Source organism: Terriglobia bacterium, assembly GCA_020072645.1.
Taxonomy (GTDB): domain Bacteria; phylum Acidobacteriota; class Terriglobia; order Terriglobales; family Acidobacteriaceae; genus Angelobacter.
Window position 1 is genome coordinate 214,002 of record JAIQGK010000008.1, and the last position, 23,938, is coordinate 237,939.

Annotated in this window: 21 protein-coding genes; 9 read left to right on the top strand and 12 right to left on the bottom strand. The window is 54.5% G+C overall.

Features of this window, described 5'->3' with window-relative positions:
- Window positions 1–251: 251 nt before the first annotated feature.
- The 5 genes from LAO76_13360 to LAO76_13380 form a co-directional block, all read right to left on the bottom strand.
- Window positions 252–1,469: an ATP-binding cassette domain-containing protein gene (locus tag LAO76_13360; GenBank protein MBZ5491913.1), complete on the bottom strand. Its 1,218-nt coding sequence runs from the start codon at window positions 1,467–1,469 to the stop codon at window positions 252–254.
- Entirely contained in the window at window positions 1,469–2,563 is a 1,095-nt protein-coding gene (locus LAO76_13365; protein ID MBZ5491914.1) for an FtsX-like permease family protein, read from the bottom strand. The genes LAO76_13360 and LAO76_13365 overlap by 1 nt, the downstream gene beginning before the upstream one ends.
- Window positions 2,560–3,846 (bottom strand): ABC transporter permease, encoded by a 1,287-nt coding sequence (locus LAO76_13370; GenBank protein ID MBZ5491915.1) that lies wholly within the window; start codon window positions 3,844–3,846, stop codon window positions 2,560–2,562. The genes LAO76_13365 and LAO76_13370 overlap by 4 nt, the downstream gene beginning before the upstream one ends.
- Entirely contained in the window at window positions 3,846–5,105 is a 1,260-nt protein-coding gene (locus tag LAO76_13375) for a Fe-S-containing protein (protein ID MBZ5491916.1), read from the bottom strand. Before LAO76_13375 ends, LAO76_13370 begins: the two co-directional genes overlap by 1 nt.
- A gap of 620 nt (window positions 5,106–5,725) precedes the next feature.
- Window positions 5,726–6,106 carry a hypothetical protein gene (locus LAO76_13380; protein ID MBZ5491917.1) on the bottom strand — a complete coding sequence of 127 codons (381 nt, stop codon included), beginning with the start codon at window positions 6,104–6,106 and terminating at the stop codon, window positions 5,726–5,728.
- Window positions 6,107–6,607: 501 nt separating this feature from the next.
- Here LAO76_13380 and LAO76_13385 point away from each other — a divergent pair.
- Window positions 6,608–7,534 (top strand): GNAT family N-acetyltransferase, encoded by a 927-nt coding sequence (locus tag LAO76_13385; protein ID MBZ5491918.1) that lies wholly within the window; start codon window positions 6,608–6,610, stop codon window positions 7,532–7,534.
- Between the two features lie 110 nt (window positions 7,535–7,644).
- Here the strand turns inward: LAO76_13385 and LAO76_13390 are convergent, their stop codons facing one another.
- From LAO76_13390 to LAO76_13410, 5 genes are all read right to left on the bottom strand, one after another.
- Window positions 7,645–8,094 (bottom strand): response regulator transcription factor, encoded by a 450-nt coding sequence (locus LAO76_13390; GenBank protein ID MBZ5491919.1) that lies wholly within the window; start codon window positions 8,092–8,094, stop codon window positions 7,645–7,647.
- A 227-nt stretch (window positions 8,095–8,321) separates the two neighbouring features.
- Entirely contained in the window at window positions 8,322–9,011 is a 690-nt protein-coding gene (locus LAO76_13395; protein MBZ5491920.1) for a Crp/Fnr family transcriptional regulator, read from the bottom strand.
- Between the two features lie 675 nt (window positions 9,012–9,686).
- Window positions 9,687–11,309 carry a hypothetical protein gene (locus tag LAO76_13400; protein ID MBZ5491921.1) on the bottom strand — a complete coding sequence of 541 codons (1,623 nt, stop codon included), beginning with the start codon at window positions 11,307–11,309 and terminating at the stop codon, window positions 9,687–9,689.
- A gap of 223 nt (window positions 11,310–11,532) precedes the next feature.
- Complete coding sequence (locus tag LAO76_13405; protein MBZ5491922.1) at window positions 11,533–11,715, bottom strand: hypothetical protein; 183 nt, start codon at window positions 11,713–11,715, stop codon at window positions 11,533–11,535.
- Window positions 11,716–11,728: 13 nt separating this feature from the next.
- Complete coding sequence (locus LAO76_13410; GenBank protein ID MBZ5491923.1) at window positions 11,729–12,001, bottom strand: inorganic diphosphatase; 273 nt, start codon at window positions 11,999–12,001, stop codon at window positions 11,729–11,731.
- A gap of 423 nt (window positions 12,002–12,424) precedes the next feature.
- On the opposite strand from LAO76_13410, the gene LAO76_13415 reads away from it, so the two are divergent.
- From LAO76_13415 to glgP, 4 genes are all read left to right on the top strand, one after another.
- Complete coding sequence (locus tag LAO76_13415; GenBank protein ID MBZ5491924.1) at window positions 12,425–13,651, top strand: glutathione-dependent formaldehyde dehydrogenase; 1,227 nt, start codon at window positions 12,425–12,427, stop codon at window positions 13,649–13,651.
- Window positions 13,652–13,702: 51 nt separating this feature from the next.
- Window positions 13,703–14,212, top strand: coding sequence for a DUF892 family protein (locus tag LAO76_13420; protein ID MBZ5491925.1), 510 nt, complete (start codon window positions 13,703–13,705; stop codon window positions 14,210–14,212).
- Window positions 14,213–14,450: 238 nt separating this feature from the next.
- A complete protein-coding gene (locus tag LAO76_13425) occupies window positions 14,451–14,945 on the top strand; it encodes an Hsp20/alpha crystallin family protein (GenBank protein MBZ5491926.1) in 495 nt (164 codons plus the stop codon).
- A gap of 270 nt (window positions 14,946–15,215) precedes the next feature.
- The gene (gene glgP / locus LAO76_13430; protein MBZ5491927.1) at window positions 15,216–16,964 is read left to right on the top strand and encodes an alpha-glucan family phosphorylase; all 1,749 of its coding nucleotides are present in this window, start codon (window positions 15,216–15,218) and stop codon (window positions 16,962–16,964) included.
- A gap of 114 nt (window positions 16,965–17,078) precedes the next feature.
- On the opposite strand, the gene LAO76_13435 is transcribed toward glgP, so the two are convergent.
- Window positions 17,079–17,993, bottom strand: coding sequence for a universal stress protein (locus LAO76_13435; protein MBZ5491928.1), 915 nt, complete (start codon window positions 17,991–17,993; stop codon window positions 17,079–17,081).
- A 266-nt stretch (window positions 17,994–18,259) separates the two neighbouring features.
- The gene (locus LAO76_13440; protein MBZ5491929.1) at window positions 18,260–18,532 is read right to left on the bottom strand and encodes a hypothetical protein; all 273 of its coding nucleotides are present in this window, start codon (window positions 18,530–18,532) and stop codon (window positions 18,260–18,262) included.
- Between the two features lie 847 nt (window positions 18,533–19,379).
- On the opposite strand from LAO76_13440, the gene LAO76_13445 reads away from it, so the two are divergent.
- The 4 genes from LAO76_13445 to LAO76_13460 are packed head-to-tail and all read left to right on the top strand — an operon-like array spanning window position 19,380 to window position 23,936.
- Window positions 19,380–19,883, top strand: coding sequence for a hypothetical protein (locus LAO76_13445; GenBank protein MBZ5491930.1), 504 nt, complete (start codon window positions 19,380–19,382; stop codon window positions 19,881–19,883).
- A 43-nt stretch (window positions 19,884–19,926) separates the two neighbouring features.
- The gene (locus LAO76_13450; GenBank protein ID MBZ5491931.1) at window positions 19,927–21,762 is read left to right on the top strand and encodes an amino acid adenylation domain-containing protein; all 1,836 of its coding nucleotides are present in this window, start codon (window positions 19,927–19,929) and stop codon (window positions 21,760–21,762) included.
- Complete coding sequence (locus LAO76_13455; protein MBZ5491932.1) at window positions 21,762–22,706, top strand: chlorinating enzyme; 945 nt, start codon at window positions 21,762–21,764, stop codon at window positions 22,704–22,706. Before LAO76_13450 ends, LAO76_13455 begins: the two co-directional genes overlap by 1 nt.
- Before the next feature lie 39 nt (window positions 22,707–22,745).
- Window positions 22,746–23,936: an alpha/beta hydrolase gene (locus LAO76_13460; protein ID MBZ5491933.1), complete on the top strand. Its 1,191-nt coding sequence runs from the start codon at window positions 22,746–22,748 to the stop codon at window positions 23,934–23,936.
- Window positions 23,937–23,938 lie beyond the last annotated feature (2 nt).

Below are 23,938 nucleotides of genomic sequence, written 5' to 3' on the forward strand. Positions count from 1 at the left end.
CATCACCAAAGACACAGCGGATGCGGGCAAGGGCCAGCAAGGCCGTTTGCAATCAACCGCAATGGATTTTTGGGTGAATGTCATATTGTTACACGCTGATGGAGAAGCCATCAAGATAAAGCGCGTGACGCAACGATCTTCTCGCCAGAACTAACCCCGAAGATTGCATAATGTTGCGCTGAACTTCGGATAAATGCATCAATGCCGCGAAGTGCAAAACAATGCAAATTCAGGTGCAAAAATCTGCAGTCTTATTTTGCTACGGGTGTGTCCATAACCGACTGTTGGCTGCTTGCGGTCTTTGCCGCAATGCAGCACTCGCCTGCGGGAATCGGACTGCCGTGAGGGCAAGTGCGGGGATGGCCCAGGAACGTACAGATGCGCTCCGTTGCTTCCGGAGAAAGAATGTGCTCGAACTTGCAGGCTTCTTCCGCGACTTCTTTTTCGTCGTGCACATGAAACGTCTGGGTAAAGAGACGTTCCGCGAGGCGGTGGCGGCGAATCACGTCTTCTGCCCGCTTGCGGCCTTTTTCCGTAAAGATGATCATGTGGTCGCCGTGGCCTGTATGTTCAGTAGCCGGACGGAACGCCACATGGCATCGATTGAGCACCTGCTTGTGCGTATGCGGCTCCAGGGCGTGTTCCGTAAGATCGACCAGCCCCATGCTCTCCATCCGCTCCAAAGCCAGCCGCATGGGCAACGCGCCTTCAACTTCAACGCGGCCTAGTTCGGCGGGCTCACCGTTTTCCGCCAGCACCCAGAGCTCTTCCAGAACTTCATCGAACTGCTCTTCGTCCGCAAGCGCAAAGATTTCCTGCGCCGCGATTTTGCCGTGGTGCAGCTCCAGCCGGCGGTCAGCCAGACGGGCAACAACAGGATCATGCGTGACCATGATGATGGTGCGTCCTTGCGCATGCATTTCACGCAACTTGCGCAGCACGATTTCTTCATTCACGGCGTCAAGGTTGCCGGTGGGCTCGTCGGCCAGGATAATGTGCGGATCGTTGATCAAGGCGCGGGCAATACAGACGCGCTGCTGCTCACCGCCTGAAAGCTGCGAAGGCAGATGGTGGGCACGGTCCTTGAGGCCAACGTGATCAAGCGCGGACAGGGCTTCGACTTTGTCCGTCATGCTGTGGAAGTATTGCGCCAGCATGATGTTTTCAAGGGCCGTGAGATACGGGATGAGGTGAAATTGCTGGAAGATGAAGCCGATTTTTTCCGCGCGGAAGCGGTTCAGCTCCGCCGGGGTCATTTTGGAAATGTTGGTGCCGTGAATCCAGATTTCGCCGGTGGTGGGCTGATCAAGGCAGCCCATGAGGTTGACAAGCGTGGATTTGCCCGAGCCGGAAGGGCCCATCACGGCAAGCCATTCACCCGGGGCCACCGATAGTGAGACATCATCGAGCGCGCGGACTTCGACGTTGCTCTTGTACACACGGGTCACGTTCTTGAGTTCAATCGGCATTATTCTCCTCGCAGGATCCCTGCGGGCTGTATCTGCTGCAACAATCTTAGCGGAGCTGTGGACGCGATCAACGCCAGCAAGACGCTTCCCAGCAAAACCGGAACAAGGAGCAGCGGTTGCGGCAGAATGGCGGCATCAAAATTGGCCTTGCCGATCCAGAACGCGATGCCGCAGCCCAAAATGTATCCCGCGATAGAGCCGGTGAGCGCCAGCAGGGCAGATTCAGAGGCGAACAGGAAATTGACTGTCCGGTTGGAAGCTCCCAGCGCTTTCATGACGGCAAAATCTTTGCGGCGCTCAAGCACGGAGCCGGTAAACGTAGCTACCATGCAAAGCATGATCAATATCACGACCACGGCTGAGGACGCGAGCACGACGGAGCGGGTCTTGCCGACAACGGCGGTCTGGGCCTGAGTGATCTGCCGGACTGGTTTCACTTCGGCTTTTGGCAGCCCGGTCCGCAGGTTATTGATCGTGTTCTGGATTTCGCGTGGCTTGCCTTCCACACGAAGAAGAGCTGTGTTGGGCTGAACGCCGGTCAGGCGCACGAACTCGTCGAGAGAAATATAGACGCGGCTGTCGTCGTCTGAGCCGGAATGGAAGAACCCTGCCGGCTTGATGACGGCAGAGCTTTTGCCGAATGAGAGTTCAATATCCGCGCCGTGAGAGATGGTCTCATCGACGCGGGACCCGACAAGAGCGCTGCCTTGGCCTGCATTGCTGAAAGACCATGATGAGTTGAGGTGGCGAAGCTTAGCCACATCGGCGCCGCCGACTACGATTCTGGATTTGCTGGCGGCTTCTGTGGCGATGGCGTAGCCGACGGGGACGATTTCTCCGCCGTTGCCGACGATAGTGCGCATATCGGCCAATTCGCTGGGAGTCAAAGCGCCGGAATTTTTTGCGACAATCACGTTCGCGCCAAAGCCGCGGAACTCGCGGCTGAGCTTATTTTCGAGATCGGAATAAATTGTAAGCGCCGCAGTGGCGATGGTGGCGACCACGGCGACAGAGACCAGCGCGGTGAATGCACGGTCCTTGCGTACCCAGGCAGCTTTGAGAAGCAAGCGGAGAAGAAGTTGAGTGCGGATCATGCGTCGCCTCTGAGGACGACTGCGGGATCAAACTGCATGGCCTTGCGCACCGCGCCAGCGCTGCCGAGGAATGTAACCAGCACGGCCGCAAAGAGCACCACCGCCAGTACTACAGGATGAACGATAATGGCGGAGCCGAAAATGCTTTGCCCGATGCGATGGGCCAGAATTGCGCCAGCGATGAAGCCGATGATGCCGCCGGCGATGGCCAGAAATGCGGCTTCAGTCAGAAACAGGGAAGCTACGGCGGAGTTTCCCGCGCCCAGGGACTTCATCAAACCAACTTCCTGTCGTCGCTCAAGGATTGTGGCAGCCATCGCGGCCGAGACCGCAAGCGCAGCAGCCAGCAATGCGGCCAGAGTGAGCAGCAGCATGAGGCCGGAGACGCGGGAAAGAACTTTGCCCTGGTTCTGCTCTACCTGACGGATTTGCTCCACGCGCGCGTTGGGCAGAACTTCACGAAGCTGGTAAGCAATCGAGTTGGCGTAAGGCGAGCAACTCCAGCGTTCGAGGTCAGGTGGCGATAGCTTGCTCGGGTCTTTGCGGGCAAACGCATCTTCCGGTTTGGTGAGCGCGCTCACGGTCACGCGGCGCACTGCGTTGGGTTGGCGAAGAATTGTTTGCGCGAGGTGAAGCGGGGCAATGATGGCCTGATCTTCGTCGCCACCGGAATTCAGGATGCCACTGATGCGCAGCTTGCGCCCGCCAATTTCAATCTGATCGCCGATAGCGAGGCCTGCTTGTTGCGCCAGCTTGCTGCCGGCGAGAACGTCCGGCGGAAGCTCCTCAGGGAAATCGCCATAATCCTGCGGCCACGCGCCTTCTACTTTCCACCAGGGATTCACGCTACGGACACCAGTAGTGAATTCTTCTTTGCCATAGCGCAGAGGCTGGGCGAAATATGTCCCGATCAGTTCGGCATTGACTTCGCCATTGCGCGTCTGGATTTTCTGCGGCGCGTTGAGAAATGGCGCATATCCTTTGATGTTGTGTCCCCAGAAGATGCCCTTGATCTTGACGAGGTCCTGTTCGTTGATGAAAGCGCCTTCACTGGCGGGCTTAAGATTGACGCCGCCAATGTTTACATCGAGCGTGTCTTCAATGGGAGTGATGACGAGATTAGCGCCGAGGGTGCGCAGTTCCTGATTAATTTTGTCGCCGATATCGTTTCCGACGGCGATCATGGCCGTGGCAATGCTCATGCCCAGCGCAATGGCCAGCAGCGCCACGCTCTTGCGCCGCTTTTGCCTCCGGAATGATTCAAACAACAATCGCAGGAACATTACTTTGAGAATTGTCCAGTCTGCTGCGCCAAGTCAGTGATGGATATCACAACGGAGTCGCCATCCTGAGTTGATTGCAACGGAATGGGATTGCATCCGCCCGGCTGCCCCACGCTCTGCGGGTTAATAGGCGCGGCACAGTTTTTGCAAATGAGCCCGGTTGCGCCCTTATAAAAGCCGATGCCGCCGCAGATCTGGCAGGCGTCAAAGACTGAAACAATTTTGTTATCGGGTTTGCGATAGAGCAGGAAGCGCACGCGCGTGCCGTTGACGTTGGCGGCGTAGCGCTGCAGCTCGCCCTGCGCCAGGTCTTTGGTGGAAATTGTGACTTTCCCGTTGGTGAAGGTTACTTCCGTGGCTTGCGAGAGCGGCGGTGGGCCTTCCGCGTAAATCACTTCAGCTGTGATGGTGGTGATAAAGACAAACGCAGTCACGCAGACCAGTACTGCCCACAGGCGTTCGCGGCGGGCTGTCCACTGGAGCTTGCGCTCTTCAGCTTTGGTTGCAGGCTGGACTCCGACTGCGGCTTCCGGCCTGCGGCGGCGGTATTCCAGCAGCACCATCATGGCGACCAGCGCCAGCATAGTAAGAGGGAAGAAGTAATCATTGCGCGCGATGGGGCCGATGAGCGCCATCTCACGCTTGCTGGACCAGATCACGCCGGACTCAGATAGCTCATGCAGGCCGGAGATGATGAGCTGGGCCGCTACAAAGAACAGAATCACCGTGGTGACCTTGAAAAACTTCCGCAGGTCGATGCGCACGCTACCCTTGACGAACATCACGCCAAAAACGACGGCGAGCGCGACGCCGAGGAGCGTCCCCAGAAAGCTCATGAGCTCGGTGGAATTGAGTGAGACGCCAGCGAGAATGGCAACGGTCTCTATGCCTTCACGGAATACCATGAGGAAGACAAAAGCAAACAGACCCAATTTGGAGCCTTCGCCGGCCAGTGAGCCGACTTTGTTTTCAATCTCGCCCTTCAGTTTGCGGGCAGTGCGCATCATGAAAATGACCATGCTGACGACGAAAACGGCGGCCACCAGCATGACCCAGCCTTCAACCTTATCCTGGTTGATGGGGGCGTAAGAAAGCGCGACCGCGCCGGCGATGCTGCCAAACAGGGCCGCAACCAGCGCATAATAGACGGTGCGGCGCAGGTCAGGGCGGCCTATCTTGGAGAGATAAACCAGCGTGATGCCCACGATTAACGCGGCTTCCACGCCTTCCCGCAATGTAACCACCAGGGCGGAGAACATAGGATTAAGGCTCAATTATGAAAATGAAATTCAATTTCATTTTCAATTAGAAATTGTACCGAGTGGGCAGGTTAGCAGTCAACAAATTTGAAAATACAGGACCGAAATGGGAATTTTTGGGATTGAGTTGGGTGAGCTCAATCCCGATTAGATCGATCGTCGATCATGGTGAAGCGTGAACGTAAACGCGTGTTATTGCGAACTTACGGAGCAGACGAACTAATTGCCTTGGCTGGCCATCAAGGCATAGCATTGTGCTGATTGAGAGGTGCGATATGATGCAGCGCAGAATCGGTCTATGGGCGTTAGTAGGCCTTATCGTCGCAGGTGTTTGGGTGGTTCTCAGCTTCGCCATTCCCATATCACCGCAGCCAGTCTTGTGGGGACTTGCAAGGTTGACCTGTCCGATTCTTCCTATCAGCCTCAGCTTCCATTTCGGCGTGAAGTGGTATTGGTTTATTGCTTCAAATGTCACCGCGTATGCGCTGATTGGTCTCATCTTTGAAAGTCTGCAGTTGCTTCGACATCGCCTCCAAACAGCCTCGTGATCGTTGGCATAACATGGCCTTCGCTTTCGTTGACGCATTCCGCCCTTAAGAACTGTTTACATCCGGTGGCAACTACAGGTAATAGCCAAGGCCAGAAAAAACTTTCCTGAAGGACCCGCCCTGCATCTTGTCCACTTCGAGCCAATGGTCCTCATAGGCATCGCCTTCCAGGATGATTTCCAATTGACCGTCGCCGTCCGCATCGGCTATGCCCATGGGGAACCACGTGGTGACGGTGGGCTTGTCAGCGCTAGTTTTTTGGAACGGAACTTTTCGCAGCGCCTGGACGTGGCCGCCCGGACTAACGACAAGAATGACCTGACAGAGCGCTAGTTGACTGCCAGTTGCCTGGCCGTAGTCCGCCGCGGCAAGGAGCCATTTCCCGGACGGCGGCTGCCATACGGTAACGTAGATGTCTTTTTCCGCTCTGGCGGGTAAGCCGAGTCGCCGCATCTCCCGTAGCAGAACGCTTCTGACTGCCGGCGAGGGCTCACTGCGCTGGCGGCATTTCGGCCGGCCGGTGGTTACGTCGGTTTCGCAGTCGAAGGCGGCGGTTACGTTGACGCCGGTCAGCAATGGTTTTGCATAACGAGTATCACAGCCGTTCCTGGGGCCATTTCCGAACGGTGAAGCGCCGCAAAACTTAGACCTTAGAAACGTCTCGATCTTTTGGCAGGGGGCGCTGGAACAGGGCGGGCGATGTGGATCCTTCTCGCGTTGACCCTGGAGGCGTGGAGCAACAACGCATAGCAACATCACAGCTGCAACAATGTTTTTTTCGCGCCTCAGAAGTGACATCGTTCGCTCCCGTTTGACATCTAATTGTTAATATTCACAACAACGCCCCTAGCCAAGTTAACACTTGATGCCCACACATCCCGGTACTCCCATTGCAGCGTCTTATCTTAGATGACTCAGAGCCTCAGAATCACTGTTTGCAGAACACCTGATGAGATGCTGCGGATTCGTCCGTTGTGGGAGGAACTCTGTGCGGATGGCCGGTACACGGTGTTCCAGAACTTTGAGTTGAATCTGCTGGCGGCGGCGCGGTTTGCCGAAAGAGAAGAGCCGTATGTAGTTTGCGCGGAGTCTGAGCGCGGCGCGGCCATTGTCCCTGCTGTGTTGCGCCAAAGCGACGGATCAATCCGATTGCTGGGGGAAGAGCTGTTTGACTATCGGGCGTTTCTGCATTGGGGAGATGACGAGGTCTTGCGGGCCGCGCTGGCAGCGTTGGGCGAGGTTGGGCGTCGGCTGGAAATTGTGGCCATGCGGGAAGGCGAACTCGATGGCATGACCGATGAGTTGGAAATGACGCCATTTGCGGCCGCGCCGGGTGTAAGTTGCCGTCAAGTGTCACCGGAAGAGTTTGCGGCAGGCCACACGCGCCTGGCGCGCAATCTTCGTCGGATGGAACGGCTGGGGTTTGAGTTGCGGCGCTATGATGGCGACAATCCGCAGCTTCTGCGTTCGATTTATGCCGCAAAAGCGCAGCAGGGCGAGGCAAGTTTGTTTCATGATCCTGAGCGGGCCGAGTTTTTGGTAAGCGCCGCAGGGCTTATGCCAGACGTGTTTGAAGTCTTCACGCTGGAGAATGGCAGTAGGATGGCTGCTGCATTGGTGACGCTGAGGGATCGAGTTTGTCGGCGGTTTTACACGGGATGGTTTGCAGCCGAGTATAAGAAACATTCGCCGGCGCTGGCGCTGATTTTTGAAATTACCCGGCAGTCTCTTGCGGATGGCCTGGATTGCGATTACATGACTGGCGAGCAGCCGTACAAAATGCGGCTGGCGACAAATTCGGTTCCGCTGTATCGGGTGCGGGCAACGGCGGAAAAGTTGGCGGCCGTTGCCCGAGCGAAAGAGTTGCCGGTTGCTGTGTGAGATTGTGGCGACGCTTGAAAGAAGAACGATTTTATTTTTGACGCTAACCCACCCGTCCGGCTTTGCCGGCGTTCAGGGTGGGTTCAATCATTTGGCGGCTTCGACTGGTTTTAGGCGTCGCTCACGCGCTTGAAGACCGGGCCATTCTCCAACTTGGGAGCCGCGGCAGCGGCGCTGACAAAATAGCAATCGAGCAAAAGAGCTTCCAGAGCAGGCATGAGCTCCCGCGCAGCAAAGGATTTTACGACGTAGCCCTGAGCGCCGGTAAGGAGCGCAGCGCGCACAATCTCGGGCGACGTGTTTTCCGTGAGGAACAGTATGCGGGTTTTTGGCGCGAGTTCCAGTATCTGCTTTGCTACCTGGATTCCGCTGATATCAGGAAGACCGATATCGAGGACCACGACATCAGGTTCAAGTTCCAATACTTTTTGGATCGCAGTCAGCCCGTCCGGCGCTTCACCCACGATCTTGATTTCCGGTTTTAACGCGAGCGCAATGGAGACGAAGTGCATCCAGGGCGCGTAATCGTCAACAACAAGGACCTTAGTGGTTGATAACACAATTTACTCCCAACAGGACGAATGCCCGCGTTGGTTGACGGCGTGACATTGGCCTGAATAAGGTTCGCAGATTTAGCTAATGGAGTCGTTGCGCGAGAGCAAGTCCGTGATTGCGATGGAGCAATCAATGAAATTCGGCGAGCGTTCCAGCGCAGGCGAGGGCACCGGGTCGACGAACCAGAAAAGATTCGGCAGACGCGCGAGCACGTTGCATTGCTACTGGGCAATCAAGCGGTGGTGAGGAGCTTTGCCGGAGAGTGCAGCAGAATCTTGCCACGCGTCTTTACCAGAACTCCTTGCCTGTGCCACTGGCTGATGAGGCGGCTGGCGGTGAAATGCGTGACGTTGGCGGCCTCCGCCAGTTCTTCATTGGTCACGTCCAGTTCGATCCCTTGGGGGCGCTTGCGGCCAATACCCTGGGCCAGGTTGAATAAGACCGCGGCAAGGCGTTGCGGGGCGTTCTGGCAGGTGAGCGCCACATGAGTAGCGACATAGAAGGTCAGATACTCCGAGGCTGTGATCAATGCATTTTCAACTAACTGAGGGTAGCGCACGGCGAGCCGCCGGATGGTTGGCCTGTCCCAGATGAGCATGGTGCTGTCTTTTACCGTTTCAGTGCTGACGATGTAGTCAGAAGGACGGCACTGCATTGCCGCGCCGCCAATGATCTCACCTACAGGAAGCCACATGAGCAGAATCTTGTGGCCATCCGGCGTGAGGATAAAAAAGCGCGCCCTTCCCCTGACCAACAGAAACACCGAGTTGGCAGGAGTGCCCTGCGATGCGATCACCGCGCCAGCGCGAAAATGACACTCCCGGGCCGCACTCAGGATGGTCTCCACCTCTAGCGGGGAAAGCCCTTCAAAAAATGGGGACTTAATCCGCGGCTGTATGGCGGCAAGTTGCGCGGCGCTCATGGGCACACTCCACCTTTTCTACGAATGATGGATGCTTAAGGGAAGCCTTGGCTGTGACGTGGAACACCTTTGCGGATGGCGCCCAGCGCGAGATGGCTTGAATCCTGATTCCGTTGGCGCCAAACAATGAAACGATTGCCGTTGGCCCTGCACTAAGAAACAGGCCATCCTGACACGTGGATCGCCATGCCAAGGAGGCAATCATGATTGCAATCCCCAACTTACTTCGCCGAATTGTTCAAATCATGCCGTAGCGGCCATCCTGAGTCGTGAATTGTGCGTCGATGAAGCGATCAATTAAAGACACGGGCCAATCTAGCCCGCGTTGTTTAAAGGAATGTGAATGGAAGGTTAGTGTTTGATTGCCTTACTTTTAGCTGCCCGAGTTGCTGCTGGGCAGGAACTGCTATCGAACGAACAAGCACAGGATGCGAACGGCAAGTTTTTCTTCAAGCTTTGCGGCAAGTTGCTTGATGAATAAGTAGACGGTGGGAATTCGCATAAAGCCTCCTGGGAACTCGAATTGTGATCGACAAAGAAGCCAGGAGCGATTCTAGGCTGCGACTGTTAACGGCTTGTGAACGAGAAGTTTAGATTTGTTGAAACTAAGCCCGAAAAGGTGCCGGAAAAAAAAGGGCCCGGCCTAAGCCGGACCCGATCCCAGGGAGGGGGAACTTACTTCGTCGGCGTGCAATCCTGCGCGGGCGGCAGCGCCACGCCAATCGTTGTGTTCAGTGATGGCGACGTGTTGAAGTCAAACATATCCTGCAAGGTATTGGCATGCTGATCGCGCTTGGTGAGATGTGGACGTGCCGGCTCATCCTTATCATCATCTTGCGTGCTGCCTGCCGGCGTCATGAAGATGGTTTCGATCAACGCCAGAATTGAAGTGTGGTCGCCCACGGTGTGCGAAACATAGCTTGGTTTCGAAAACGGTGAGATTGCCACAAACGGCACGCGAACGCCATATTGATCAAAGTTCGCGCATGCAGCCGGATATGGCCCGGTAGGATCGAGAGCGAATTGCGGGCACAAATCAGCGGCGTCATTCGTGGTTGTATCGGTAGCGCTCAGCAAATTGCTTGAGCATTCCGCACCTTTGCCCGGTTGCAGGCTCAGCGGAGGATTAGATAGATCGGCGCACTGCCCTGGGCTGATGCCATCAGGATTCGGAGCATGGCCCTGCCGCGCGCGAGGAGGCTGCACGTGGTCATAGAATCCGCCGTGCTCGTCGTAAGTGAAAAGAATAATCGTATCTTTCCAGAACGGACTGTTGCGCACCGCATTCACAACCAAGGACACAAAAGCCTGTCCGCGCTGAATGTCGGTCGGCGGATGCTCGTCATTTTCTTTGGTGATGCCCAGCACGCCCAGGTTCGGATCGACGAATGAAACCTGCGGTAACGGCGGCAACGCTGGCGACCCCGCAATCTGTCCTAAGAAGACTGGCAGCGGCAGAAAGTGTGGATCAATGGGGCTGGGGAACGGACGGAAGCTGCCGCCCTGCGGAACGTCCTGGAAATAATCCGCCCAGGTCACGCCATTTTTTTCCATCAGATCAAAAATCGTGCCGGTGATGGGCTTGTAGCCGCCGCTTCCCGGAAGCGGAAAACTGTCACTCGTAGTGAGATGGCCAAAGGATGTGGCCGCCATCAGATAAGACCGATTCGGAAACGTGGGGCCGAGGACCGGAGCGAAGTAGCGATCGTTCACTGCGAATTTCTGCGCCAGATCGTAATAGAAGGGAATTTCATTCTGGTTATAAAAAGCCATGGTCTGGTCGTCCGTGGCATTTTCCACGCCATTATCTATCTGTTCCGTCTTGTCATTGATCAGCACAAAGCCATCCATCAGCGACTGGAAGAGAGTGTCATTGGGATGGTTGAAGTTGGCTTCGCGATGGGTGCTTGCCCAACCATGATCGAGATCGGGAGCCACGCAGCGGCGCGAATCATGGAAAGCAAACACCGTGCTGCCGTCATCGTCCTTGTTGGCATTGCGGCAGGTGAAATTGCCCGCTGCGTCAACACGGCAGCTCAGGCCATCCACACAGGAGTGATCACCTTTAGGGCAACCGCCGTTGCGTCCGTCACCGTCTTCATGCCTGGGGCTGTGGTATGGGCTGCCAGGCGCGTAGGCCAGCGCGCCGAAATAGTTATCGAACGAATGGTTCTCCTGCATGATCACGATAACGTGCTTGGCCTGGTGAGGATCGCCTTCGGCCATGGCTGAAATCCCAACCAGCAACATTGCAAACAATAAGAACGGAAGTGCAACGCGAATGCCGAACCAACGCATAATGCTCTCTCCTTTTTCTGTGGACCTTCTTTACCATGCGACTTATAACACAAACTTCCTGCAGATGCATTAGACAGGAGACATCCCATAGATTGGTGAAGATCGCGTTAAAATTCGAGGTTGAGGAGGAGGCCCGGGCTCTAGCGCATTTTGTTGTCAGCTCAGCAGAACCAGGGCAGCAGAAGTGAAGTGCTTTAGCCGAAAGCCAATGCGCAAGCTGCGCCTAAGCTCTTGCTCTTTTGAGACATGTCCCCGCCGCATCAGGTCCTCTACGCGCGAGCACCTTAAATTCCGCTCCATCATTGGAGTGATAGTTCACCAGAAACTTTTCAAGCTCTTTTAGCAAATCCTTATTCAGGTCATTGATTGAGTTGATATTGGAATGCGTGTGGCTGGATTCGGCCACCGCGAGGAGACGGTCATTGCGCTCTGACTCCTTTTTCTGTCTGCCTGCCCTCAATCACTCCGATCAGACGCGCCTTCACCAGACATCCGGTAAACACCGGCTGGTCCATTAGCACCAGTACGTCAATGGGATCTCCATCGTCACCTTCAGTTGAAGGAATGAAGCCGAAGTCGTGCGGAAACGCCATGCCTTCCGGCAGGACTTTTCTCAACGCGAATATCTGCTGGTCTGTGTCCCAGGCATATTTATTGCGGCTGCCCTTCGGGGTTTCAATGATCACCTGCACCTTCTTATCTTTATCTAAGGCGGCAAGCCGGGTCGGGTTTGCTATTCCTTGCCTCTTCTTTTGGGCCAATGTTATCTCCGGTTTTCGGCGGATATTTCAATCAGATGTTGAGCGGCGAGCGCAGGTGGCATTTGGATGTCTGGAGATCTTTAACTCACCCCGGTGTTGCTGGCCCGCGCTGCTGGACTGTGAGGCAAACTCGAAGAATCCCCTTACGCGGCAACCCGATAGTACGTTCGGCATTCCTACACTAGGAAGCGCGTTAATTCCTGCATCCGCTTCCGGACACCAAGAAGGCGTAGGAATTTATATTCACAATCAATTGGGGCGGGCTAAGGCAGAGTCCTCTGAGCATTTAGAGAAATCAGGCCACCCTGCCCGCAAGCTTTAGGAGCGCCGATGCGCGCCGGAGGAAATAATTTTATGAAAGCAGTCGTTTTTGGCGGAATCGGCAAAGTTTCACTGGAAACTGTTCCGGAACCCAAGTTGCAGAAACAATCTGACGCGATCATTCGTATTACATCCAGCGCAATCTGCGGCACTGATCTGCATTTCATTCGCGGGACGGCGCCAGGTATGAAAGAAGGCCGAATCCTGGGGCATGAAGCAGTAGGCATTGTGGAAGAAGTCGGCAAGTCAGTCAGGAATCTGCGCAAAGGCGACCGTGTGGTTGTGCCGTCAACTGTCGGCTGTGGAAGCTGCGTGTATTGCCGGGCGGGCTATCATTCGCAATGCAACGTCGCCAATCCCAATGGTCCTGATGCCGGCACTGTCTTTTTTGGCGGCCCGGATGAAGCCGGTGGTCTGAATGGACTGCAAGCCGAGTATGCGCGCATACCATTCGCGGGAGCGGTGCTGGTAAAACTTCCGGAAGAGATCTCTGACGACCAGGCCATTCTGATGTCTGACATTCTTCCGACTTCTTACATGGCTGCGGTCATGGCGGAAATAAAACCTTCCAACATCGTTGCGATTTTTGGATGTGGCCCGGTTGGATTATTTGCTATTACCTGCGCACAGCATCTTGGCGCAGGCCGGGTCTTCGCTATCGATAGTGTCGAGGCGCGTCTGGAAATGGCGCGAGCGCATGGCGCAGAGGTCATTAACTTCCAGAAAGAAAATCCCATTGAAGCGCTGAAAGAAGCTACAAATGGTTCCGGCCCAGACCGCGTGATTGATGCCGTTGGAGTGGACGCGGCAACCGCCACGAAGGGGCCGGCCGCCGACAAGAAAGCGCAAAAAGAATTCAAGCAGGAGCTGAAGAAAATTGCCGAAGAGGGAACACCGAAAGGCAAAGACTTCCAGCCGGGTGGCGCACCCAGCCAGGCATTGAAATGGGCAATCGAATCGGTCGCCAAAGCCGGGACTGTCTCAGTGATTGGCGTTTACCCCGCGCCTCTTCAGGATTTTCCGATTGAACAAATCATGGAAAAAAACCTGACGCTGAGAGCCGGCAACTGCAACCATCGCCGCTACATGCCGGACATGATCGAACTGGTAAGAAGCGGCGTGATTCATCCTGAGCAATTTCTTACACAAGTGGAACCCATTAGCTCAGCGATTGATGCCTACCACGCTTTTGACAGGCATGAACGTGGCTGGATCAAGGTAAAACTGGATCCGACCGAACAACAGGAACGTGCGGCTTAACGCAAAAACACCAGATGATTGAGTACTGAAATCTACCATAAGGAGCAAAACATGAAATTATTCTCTGCCAACCTTGATTCCCTGAGAGATCTTTATCGCAACCAGCTACGCATGCTGCTTTCCACCGAGCAACAAATTATTGACGCGTTGCCAACCATGATCGAGAAGGCGACTGATGTTCAACTGAAGCAGGCTTTCCAATCCCACCTTCAGGAAACGCGTGTCCATGTAACCAGATTACAAGACATTCTCCGGCAGGAGCTTCGCGATGCGGAGCCAATTAAATGCAAAGTGCTCTCAGCTCTGGTCACTGAAGCCGAGGACATGATTAAGGACGCAACAGACTTGACGGTCCGCGATGTTGCATTGATCGCTGGCGCGCAGCGGGTGGAGCATTATGAAATTGCTTCCTATGGAACGGTCCGCCGCTGGGCCGAAATTCTTGGCAGAGCAGAGCAGGCCGCGCTGCTTGATAAGACTGTCCAGGAAGAAGGACACGCCGATCATCTGCTTACGTCCATTGCTGATCGCGTAAACGTAGAAGCCGATAAAGCCGCTTAAAGCTCAGGGCCTTGCGATCGCGAATTGTTTCTTCCCCTGAAGCCGCGTAAATGCGGCCTCAGGGGGGAAGAGCGCGTTCGTCTTGCAATGTTCAACCCGCACAACTGAATCACAATCTTCCGTGATCCTTATCACAGTTACCCCGGCACTTCAGCCTTTAAAGTTATTTCAGAAGTATTTTCAAAGAATTAACCGCAACCCATCAGGGAACAGCTCTCATAGAAAAGGAGATACCATCATGTCAAATATTATTCGCAGAAACCCGTTTTTTGAGTTGACTTCACTTCAAGACCGGATGAACCAGCTCTTTAATCAGCCATTTGGCGGCTTTGAAAACTTTGGACTTGAGCAACAACTGGCGCCAGAGAGTTTCCTGCCACCAGTCGATATTTCTGAAGATGACCACAACATCACGCTGCAGGCGGAAATCCCGGGCGTGAAGCAGGAAGACCTGAACATCACCCTTGAGAACAATGTGCTTACCATCGCTGGTGAACGCAAGTTCAAGGAGGAAGAAAAGAAGGAAAACTTCCACAGGATTGAACGGCGCTACGGGAAATTCACCCGCTCCTTCACTCTGCCCGCCACCGTGGACGCAGAGAAGGTAAATGCCACTTTTGAGAATGGCTTGTTGAATATTACTCTCGCAAAGCGGGAAGAATTCAAGCCTAAGCAGATCACCATCGGCGTGAACAAAGCTCCGGTCGCTTCATCAAAGGGCAAAGCAGCCTAAACATCAACGTGCAAGCAGGTGGCTACAGAAGACCTGTGGCCACCGATGCTCTTTGCCGCTTCGAATCAGCGGGCCAACCGCACATCTCCTTTTGCTTATTGCTCAATACAAGCGCTTCCGCATAAAGACTTACGCAAGGTGACAGCAGTCACAGACGTTACAGGCCATTTGTCCCATGTTTAGGGGTGGGCGCTTGCTCTGGGTTCGTTTGCCGAGTGCAGAGTAAACGGAGACCATCAACCCGGAATGGCATCAGGGCGTAGATCAAAAATGAATTCTCATCCAATTGGCGCAGCATATTTTTCTATGGAGATCGCGCTGGAAGCAGGCTTGCCCACCTATGCGGGTGGACTGGGAATTCTGGCTGGTGACACGCTCCGTTCCGCGGCTGATATGGGGTTGCCGATGGCGGGTGTCACGCTGCTGCATCGCAAGGGCTACTTTGAGCAGCATCTGGATGCGCGGGGAAATCAGTCTGAAGCGCCGTCAATCTGGACACCTGAAAGAGTTTTGCAGCCGCTTGAGGCACGGGCCTCTATTGTTGTTGAAGGCCAAACGATTGCAATACGGGCGTGGCAATATACGGTTCGCGGTTTTAACGGACACACTGTGCCTGTCTATCTTCTGGATACGGCGCTTCAGGAAAATCCTCCATTCATGCAAACGTTAACGGACCACCTATATGGCGGCGATGAACACTATCGACTCTGCCAGGAAGTTGTTCTTGGCATTGGCGGAATCGCAATGCTGCGTCAACTGGGACATCACCACGTGATGACGTATCACATGAATGAAGGACACGCGGCACTGCTGGCGCTTGCTCTGTTGGAAGAGCATGTGGCAGGGCGCTCCCCGGCGGAGAGTTCTGCGGAAGAGACTGCCTTTGTCCGCAAGAAATGCGTTTTCACCACGCACACTCCAGTTCCTGCCGGACACGACCAATTCTCCAACGGCCTTGTGCGCCGCGTCCTGGGTGACGAGCGCACGGCCACCCTGGAACGCGCGGGCTGCCTGAGCGGGGAAGTCCTCAACATGACTGACCTGGCGTTGCGTTTTTCCCATTACATCAATGGCGTGGCCATGCAGCATGGTGAAGTGTCGCGCGGAATGTTTCCCGAATATTCAATCCGCGCAATTACCAATGGCGTGCATGCCGGAACATGGGCTTCGCTGCCATTTCAGGAGCTTTATGACCGGCACATTCCGGAATGGCGCCGCGACAATCTTTATTTCCGTTACGCCATTGGCATCCCCTTGAAAGAAATCCATGATGCTCATGCTGAGGCGAAGAGTGCGCTGATTGCAGAGGTAGCGCGTGCGACAGGTGTCCAACTTGATGCGAATGTATTGACTTTAGGGTTCGCGCGCCGTGCGACCGCTTACAAACGCGCAGATCTCTTGTTCTCTGACCTGGAGCGCCTCAGATCGATTGCCCGCAACGTGGGACCATTGCAGATTATTTACGGCGGCAAGGCGCATCCGCAGGACGAAACGGGAAAGGAACAGATTCGGCATGTTGTTACGGCAATGACAGCGTTGAAAGATATCATCCCATCGGTCTACGTGGAGAACTATGACATGCGATGGGCATCGCTCATTACAAGCGGTGTGGACCTGTGGCTCAATACGCCTGAACGTCCGCATGAAGCTTCCGGCACCAGCGGCATGAAAGCTGCGTTGAACGGCGTGCCAAGCTTTAGCGTTCCGGACGGATGGTGGCTTGAAGGGCACGTTGAAGGCGCGACGGGCTGGGACATTGGGCGCGATGAGATTCCGGAAACTGAAGCCGTTGAAATTGCCGCTCTCTATCACAAACTCGAGAAGATCATTGTGCCGTTATTTTATGGCCGGCCGGATGCCTACGCTGAAGTTATGCGTTTATCCATAGCCTTGAATGGCTCCTTCTTTAATACGCAGAGAATGCTGGCACAATATGTTTTGGACGCCTACTTTGAAGGCAAGAGTGCCATGCCGGCGGAACATGCCGTAGCGAACAGCCGGCATTCTGATGCCGCATGAATCAACAGCGCAATTTTATTTTCTTCTAGAAGTCAGATGCGGCGGCGCATGCGACGCGCTCTCGTGATTTGACTCGCCTGAAATTCTCCTTGCGCTATCTGGGTGCAGCCAGAACTAGCGTGGTTGCGGCACAACCATAACTGGGCATTTTGAGGCACAACTGACTTCATAAGCCGTACCGCCCACGAAGTGGCTGGCCGCTCCGGAGATGGCTCCTAATCCGTGAGCGCCGAGGATCACGAGATCAGCCTGCTGTTGAGCGGCAACTTCGATGATCTTCGCTTGCGGCTTGCCGAAATCGACCATGCAATGCACGCCTGCCAATGCCTCGGCCATACCGTCAATGTTGTCCTGCAGCCAATCTTCCAGTCGTTGCTGCCCAATGACCTGATCGAAAGAGAAACCCTGCGTTGCATCGGGCTCAACATAGAGAGCAATGAGTTGCGCCTCGTGATCGTGAGAAATCCCGGACGCATAGTGCAATGCCGTCAATGATACCGCCGAGAGGTCTGTGGCATAGAGAACGCGCTCAAGTTGTGTCTGCAGCGCCGACTCTGGTGGCACGCAATCGGGACCAAGGATCAGGACTGGCCAATGCACTCTTCTGAATACTTCTTCAGCAACTGAGCCGACAAACCATTTTTCAATGCCCTTGCGGCCGTGCGTGGCCAGCACTACCAGGCTTGGGTGGTATTCATCCATCTCACTCAGAATATGCGCGACGCTTGTTTCGCGAATCAAGACCTTTGGCGTAAGGTCCTTAAGGTTCAGCTTGTCAGTTAGAGCCTTGGCCTTTTGCTCGGCATCTTCTCTGGGAGACAAGCCACTTGCGGGCCACATGGGAAGCGGCTCCGGAGGCATTGCCGCATAAAACTCTGGAGGGCAGGCATGGACAAGCAATAACTCCGATCCGTACCAGCGGGCCAACGAAGCGGCGTAACGCACTATCTTTTCTGAATCACTTTCTAAGTCTGTCAGGACCGCAATTCGTTTTATCTGGATCAGACGCGTGCTCACACTGGATAACATATTTACCTCCATCCCCGTTTACCGGAATCATCGAGGCCGCGGAACAAGCTCTACTAACGATCATTCTCCGGCAGGCCGCCGCGGGATGTGACCAGCATCACGTCGCTCACCTTAGAGTGATGGCGTGGCTATTTTTAAGCTCAGAAGGCAATCCCGTGTGATCACCCTAAACTTGTGGTGAATGCGATTGCTGGGCACAGGTGATATTCCGCTTTGAGCAATGCGTTTTAACACGTCGCGAGCATCTTGTCCCTTAAGTGCAACAGTCACCGAATTGTCGGGCTCTCAACCGCAAGCAGTTGGGCTGAAACAACCAGCGGGTCAGCGGTGCCTTCTTTCGATGGAAACATCAGATTAATCATTTGCGGAGCTTCTATTTTGGGCATGCTCTTGACTTGTATCTTCACAATCGTACTATCTCGAATGCTCTCCGGATCAATGTTGGCAATCTGGTTTACAACCAAATCACCTTTGTAGATTGTGGATACGGAAAGCTTTCCATCCAAGCCATTCAACGATTTGTCGGCGAAGGCAACCACTAAAGTAAGGAACTTCCTCTAACAGCCGAATGGAATCAGTGCCATTGAAGCTTACAAAGGGACAATGGAAGCATTGAACTTTTACCAGCGCGAATGTCTTGACAGCGTTAAATTTGGTCAGATATGATCCCTAATGCGTGGGTTTTATAAACCATCGCAATGTTTAGTTATCTATATATTTTTAAGATCTTTGATGTGAGTTGCAAGCCTGATTACTCAAAATGGCGGTAGCCTGCCTTTACTTTAGTCAACCCCGAAGATCATCTCCGCTGATAAGTTAAAAAATTCCAGTTTTATCGGACATTCCGACCCTAAGTGTCAAAAAAATCACTTTGATGCGTAGTTTTTAGCGCATTTGTTTTAGAGAGATGTGTTCTATAGGTAGGCGGATTCCGCGGGGAATCCGGTTACTTTTCAGCTAGTTTAAGATATTCCTTAATGAATGAAACAATTAAAAATTCGTATAGCTTATAAGTTGTAGTAAAGCATGAAGAACGATACTCAGTCTGGCATATCCATCAGCAAAACGCCTTAGGCGGGAATAGTCCGGGAAAGCGGTAACCAGGTCCGAATGTTTAGTTTATGTAAAGAAGTATGGGCTGATATGCGTCCTTTGAGCCTGAGGAAAGATGCAGGCGCGGGGCTAAGCTGCTATTCAATGAAATACAGTGATGCATGAACTTTTATTTCGTCGCTATATTTTCGAAGCTGATTCTCTATTTGGGAAGTAATCCACCAGCCTGACCAGAAACCGCTATCTATTCAAAGCTGTCATGTGCTGATAGCTATGGAATATCGCTTGCCCATCGATAAAAGCCTGTAAGCAGGCAAAGCTATTGAGGTTCTGATGTTCGCCCCAACTCTCTCCTGGTACGCACTCCGTACAAAAACTTCTCAGGAAAAACGCGCTGCAGACAATTTAAAAGCATGGAACGTGGAATCATTCATTCCATGGCTGCCTTCCGCAAGATCGCGTTCTCCGCGTCCTCTTTTTCCCGGGTATATCTTTGCCCGGTTCATCGAAGCGATGACCTCCAAAATTCAATTCACCCGCGGCGTCCTCTACGTGGTGAATTTCGGAGGCGTGCCGGCTGCGATTCCCGACGATGTGATTGGGATCATGCGCAGCCGGATTTCCGAAACTGGGATGGTGATGCGCGACCCCCTGTTGCAGCCGGGGGACGAAGTTGTCATACGATCAGGGCCTCTTCGCGACCTCGTCGGAGTCTTTGAGCGCGACCTGCCCGGTCGTGAGCGGGTTTTGATCCTCCTGCGAGCGGTTGCCTATAACGCCCGGGTGGAGATTCCGAGATTTGCCTTGACCGCCCTGGGTTCCAATTCGGCTGCATAAGCCGTCTCGTTCTCCCAAACCAACCCCCCTCTAAGGACAACCTATGTCACATGGAAAGACCCTGCAGCAGATATTTGAAGACACGGCACGGCGCTTCCCGGAGCGGATCGCAGTGCGGTTCAGTGATCAGCAGATCACTTATCGCGACCTGGATCATCGCAGCAGCGCGCTTTCAGCCCGCCTCAAATCAATGGGTATTGCCGCTGACACCCTGGTGGGCCTGTGTGTTGACCGAAGTATCGAGATGATCGTCGGAATGTTGGCTATTCTGAAGGCGGGCGGGGCTTATCTGCCGATCGACCCCCTCTATCCGAAACTCCGGGTTGATTTTCTGCTGGCGGACAGCAAAGCCGGCATTGTCGTGACCACCAGAAATCATGGGGAGCATCTTGCCGGCTTGTGCTCCAGGCCGGTCTATATCGATGAGCCGGAGGAACGGGATGCGAGGAACGGGCACGGCCCGTCCAGATCGACGCACAGCGAGAAAAATCTCGCCTATGTCATCTATACGTCGGGCTCGAGCGGCAAGCCCAAAGGGGTGCTGATCGAACATCGGAACGTAACCCGGCTGTTCGCATCGACCCAAGACTGGTTCGGCTTCAATGAACAGGACATATGGCTGATGTTCCACTCTATCAGCTTCGATTTTTCGGTGTGGGAGATATGGGGAGCGTTGCTGCACGGAGGGACATTGGTGGTAGTTCCTTCACATATTGTTCGTTCACCGGAGCAGTTACGGGAACTCATTCTGCGTGAAAAGGCCACCGTGCTGTGCCAGACACCCTCCGCATTTCAGCAGTTCACCGCTTTTGAAATGGCGAATCCGGCTGCGCCTTATCTGCTGCGCCAGGTTATCTTCGGCGGCGAAGCGTTGAGCATGGCCATGCTTCGCCCGTGGATAGAGCGTTACGGATTGCAAAAGCCCGCGTTGGTGAACATGTACGGCATCACTGAAACCACGGTCCACGTTACCTGGAAGCGCATCACGGAGCAGGACCTTGCACATCCGGAGCTTAGCCCCATCGGGATACCCATTCCCGATCTTCAAGTCACTCTTTTGGATGAGGCCGGAACTCCTGTGGCGGAGGGAACTGCCGGGGAAATTCATGTCAGCGGCCCTGGGGTTGCGCGCGGATATCTGAACCGGCCTGAACTCACGGCTGAGCGATTTCTACGCCAATCCGATGGAACGCTGACCTATCGTTCTGGAGATCGCGCCGCCCGCCAGGCCAATGGTGAGCTGATTTATCTGGGTCGGGTTGACGATCAGATCAAGATTCGAGGATTTCGCATTGAGCCGCGCGAGATCGAACTGTGCCTGGCCAAACATCCGGATGTAAAAAGCTCAGCCGTGCTGGCGGAGAAATCTCCTGATGGCGATGTGCGTCTTCTGGCCTTCGTCGCTGCCCATTCCGGAAGGAATCTCACCCAGGATGCGGCGCGTCAAATCTCTTCTGAGCTGGCGGAGCGCGCGAAACTCGAGCTGCCTGTTTACATGCGACCGGCCGCCTTCTTTGTCCTGCCCGATCTGCCCCTGACCAGCCACGGGAAAATTGATCGTGAAGCTCTGCTGCTGGAAAAGAAAGCGGAGCAGTCCGGCGCGGAGGCTTTCGCGGGAATGACTGCGATCCAGGAGAGCGTCGCCAGGATCTGGCAGGACATCTTGCAGCGACCGGGGACCGCTCTTCACGACGATTTTTTTGATCTTGGCGGCACATCCCTGGGGCTCATGCGACTTCTTGCTGCTATCAATAACCAGTTCGGGATCAGGCTCAACGGCAGCGAACTGGAAGAAGAAGCATCGATCGCACAACTGTCCATCTGCATTGAGCACGCGCTGAAAGAAGCGCAGGAACTTCAGACTGTGGAGAAACAATAATGCAACCTGTACAAACGTCCGCTTTCCATCTAACCGCCGAAGAACTGAAAAACTTTCACGAACTGGGTTATGCCGGCCCCTTTACCGTGTATCAGCCGGATGAAATGAAAACGCTATGGCGCCGTGAGCGCCTGCAATTAATGGACCGCAGCAAAGCGGTCTATAACACTGAGGCGCTTTCCGGCAACACCAACATCGCCAATTACGATCGCCACCTCGATTCTCCGTTCCTGGCCGACCACATCACCCGTCCGGAGATCGTGGACCGCGTCACCAGCGTTCTGGGCCCGGACGTACTGTGCTGGCGGACTGAGTTCTTTCCCAAATATCCTGGGGACGAAGGCACGGACTGGCACCAGGCGGATACCTTTGCCAACGCGTCTGGCTCTCCGCAGATTCTGTGGCCTGACGAGCAGGAGGATTTCGGCGGTACCATCACGGTCTGGACGGCCTTCACCGAGGCCAATGAGGAGATGGGATGCCTGCAGTTCATTCCCGGCACGCACACCACGATGCGCTACGATGAAGCAAAAAAAATGCATTACGATCCCGACAAGATCAATCAGGCGGAGAAAAACGGCGTGCGGCGCGGGTTCTTCGGCTATGACTATCGTGAACTGCAGATCGATCCTGAGTGGAAGCCGGACGAATCCAAGGCGATCTCCATGGTAATGCGACCGGGCCAGGCGATCATGTTCTGGTCAACTCTCATGCATGCATCGTATCCGCATAGCGGAAAAACAAATGAGATGAGAATGGGCTTTGCCGCCCGCTACGTCCCGACCTGCGTGAAAGTTTATCCTGACACAACGGAAATCGAGGAATACGGCGGGCGCGTCAGCCTGGAAAAATACGGAGCCGTCCTCGTGGCCGGCAAGGATGAATTCAGGCACAACCGGCTGACGACGCAAACAACCCGCGGTAAAAACTTCGTCCAGCGCTGAGCCCGGACCAGCGGCGCGGGCCGCCAAAAATAATTCAGAGTGGATATTCAGCAACAAAGAGAGCGGCTGGCATCACTAGTCAAGGGCGTTCTGGCTGTCAGGCCATTGGTTGACGCGCTGAAGCAACCTGTATGCGTGGTCCCCGTTGGCAATGGCTCTGCTTCCGGCTACGTTCCCGAAGGCAGCCCGCCGGCTGTCGAAACTTTCATCAACCGGATCTCCGAACGGACGTGCGCACCGCGGTTTCGGCTGGATTTCGATCCCCGGCGGCAGTCGGTATTTGAAACCGTAGTGAGTAACCGTCTTGGCCTCGGCCACGATCTTGTTGTATCGGACGCGCTGTTCAAATATCCTGCGGCCGACGAAGTGATTGAGCAGACCGTCTCCGTCGACTTCGATCGGCAATTTTTCCGTGGTAGGGCCCGGTCATTTGATGGCGCTCTGCTGCGCTGTTATACGGCCGGTTCGCATCAACGGAAAACCGTGGTGCTGGTTGCAGCCTGTGGGATGCCGGCAAAGCTCTGCGAAAGATGGATGCGTTTTCTGGCGAAAGACTATTTCGTCATTACCTGGGAAAGCCGGTTGCTTTTTGAAAGTTCGCCAAATGGGCACGAACTCGCTTATGACGTAAGTGCGCAGGTCGCGGATCTTTTTGCCGTGATGGACCACTTCAATGTAAGAGAATCTCACCTGATGGGTTTGTGTGGCGGAGCGGTAATCGCCGTTTCAGCCGCGGCAGGTGAGCCGGGCCGGATAACTTCCCTGAGCCTGTGGCATGGCGATTACGAATTGGGTCCGCACTGCCCGAAAACAAAACACCAGAAGGACCTGAAGGCCTTAATGGCGGCAATCGCCGCCGGAAAATCCCAGGCTGAGAACATCCATAAGATGTTTTCACAGAATATTCTGAAAAACTTTCCTCCGGACCTCGCGCATTTTGTCCTTTATCCATATGCAAATCCTGATCTTCTGTTCCTTTATGGCAGATCGAACGGCAAGATCATGGAAACCGATGTGACGCCCTTATTAAGCCGTGTAACGCAGCCGGTCCTGGTGGTGACCAGCCGCGACGACAATACGGCGCATCCCGAGGGATCAAAATTTGTCGCGGGGCGGCTGCCTCGCGCGCAATTGCTCGTGGAAAACCATGGCGACCACCTGGCTCTGTTTGATGCAGCACCCAATGTGACAGAAGCTGCCGCGCAGTTTCTTGCAGCCCAGGAAATCTGAAT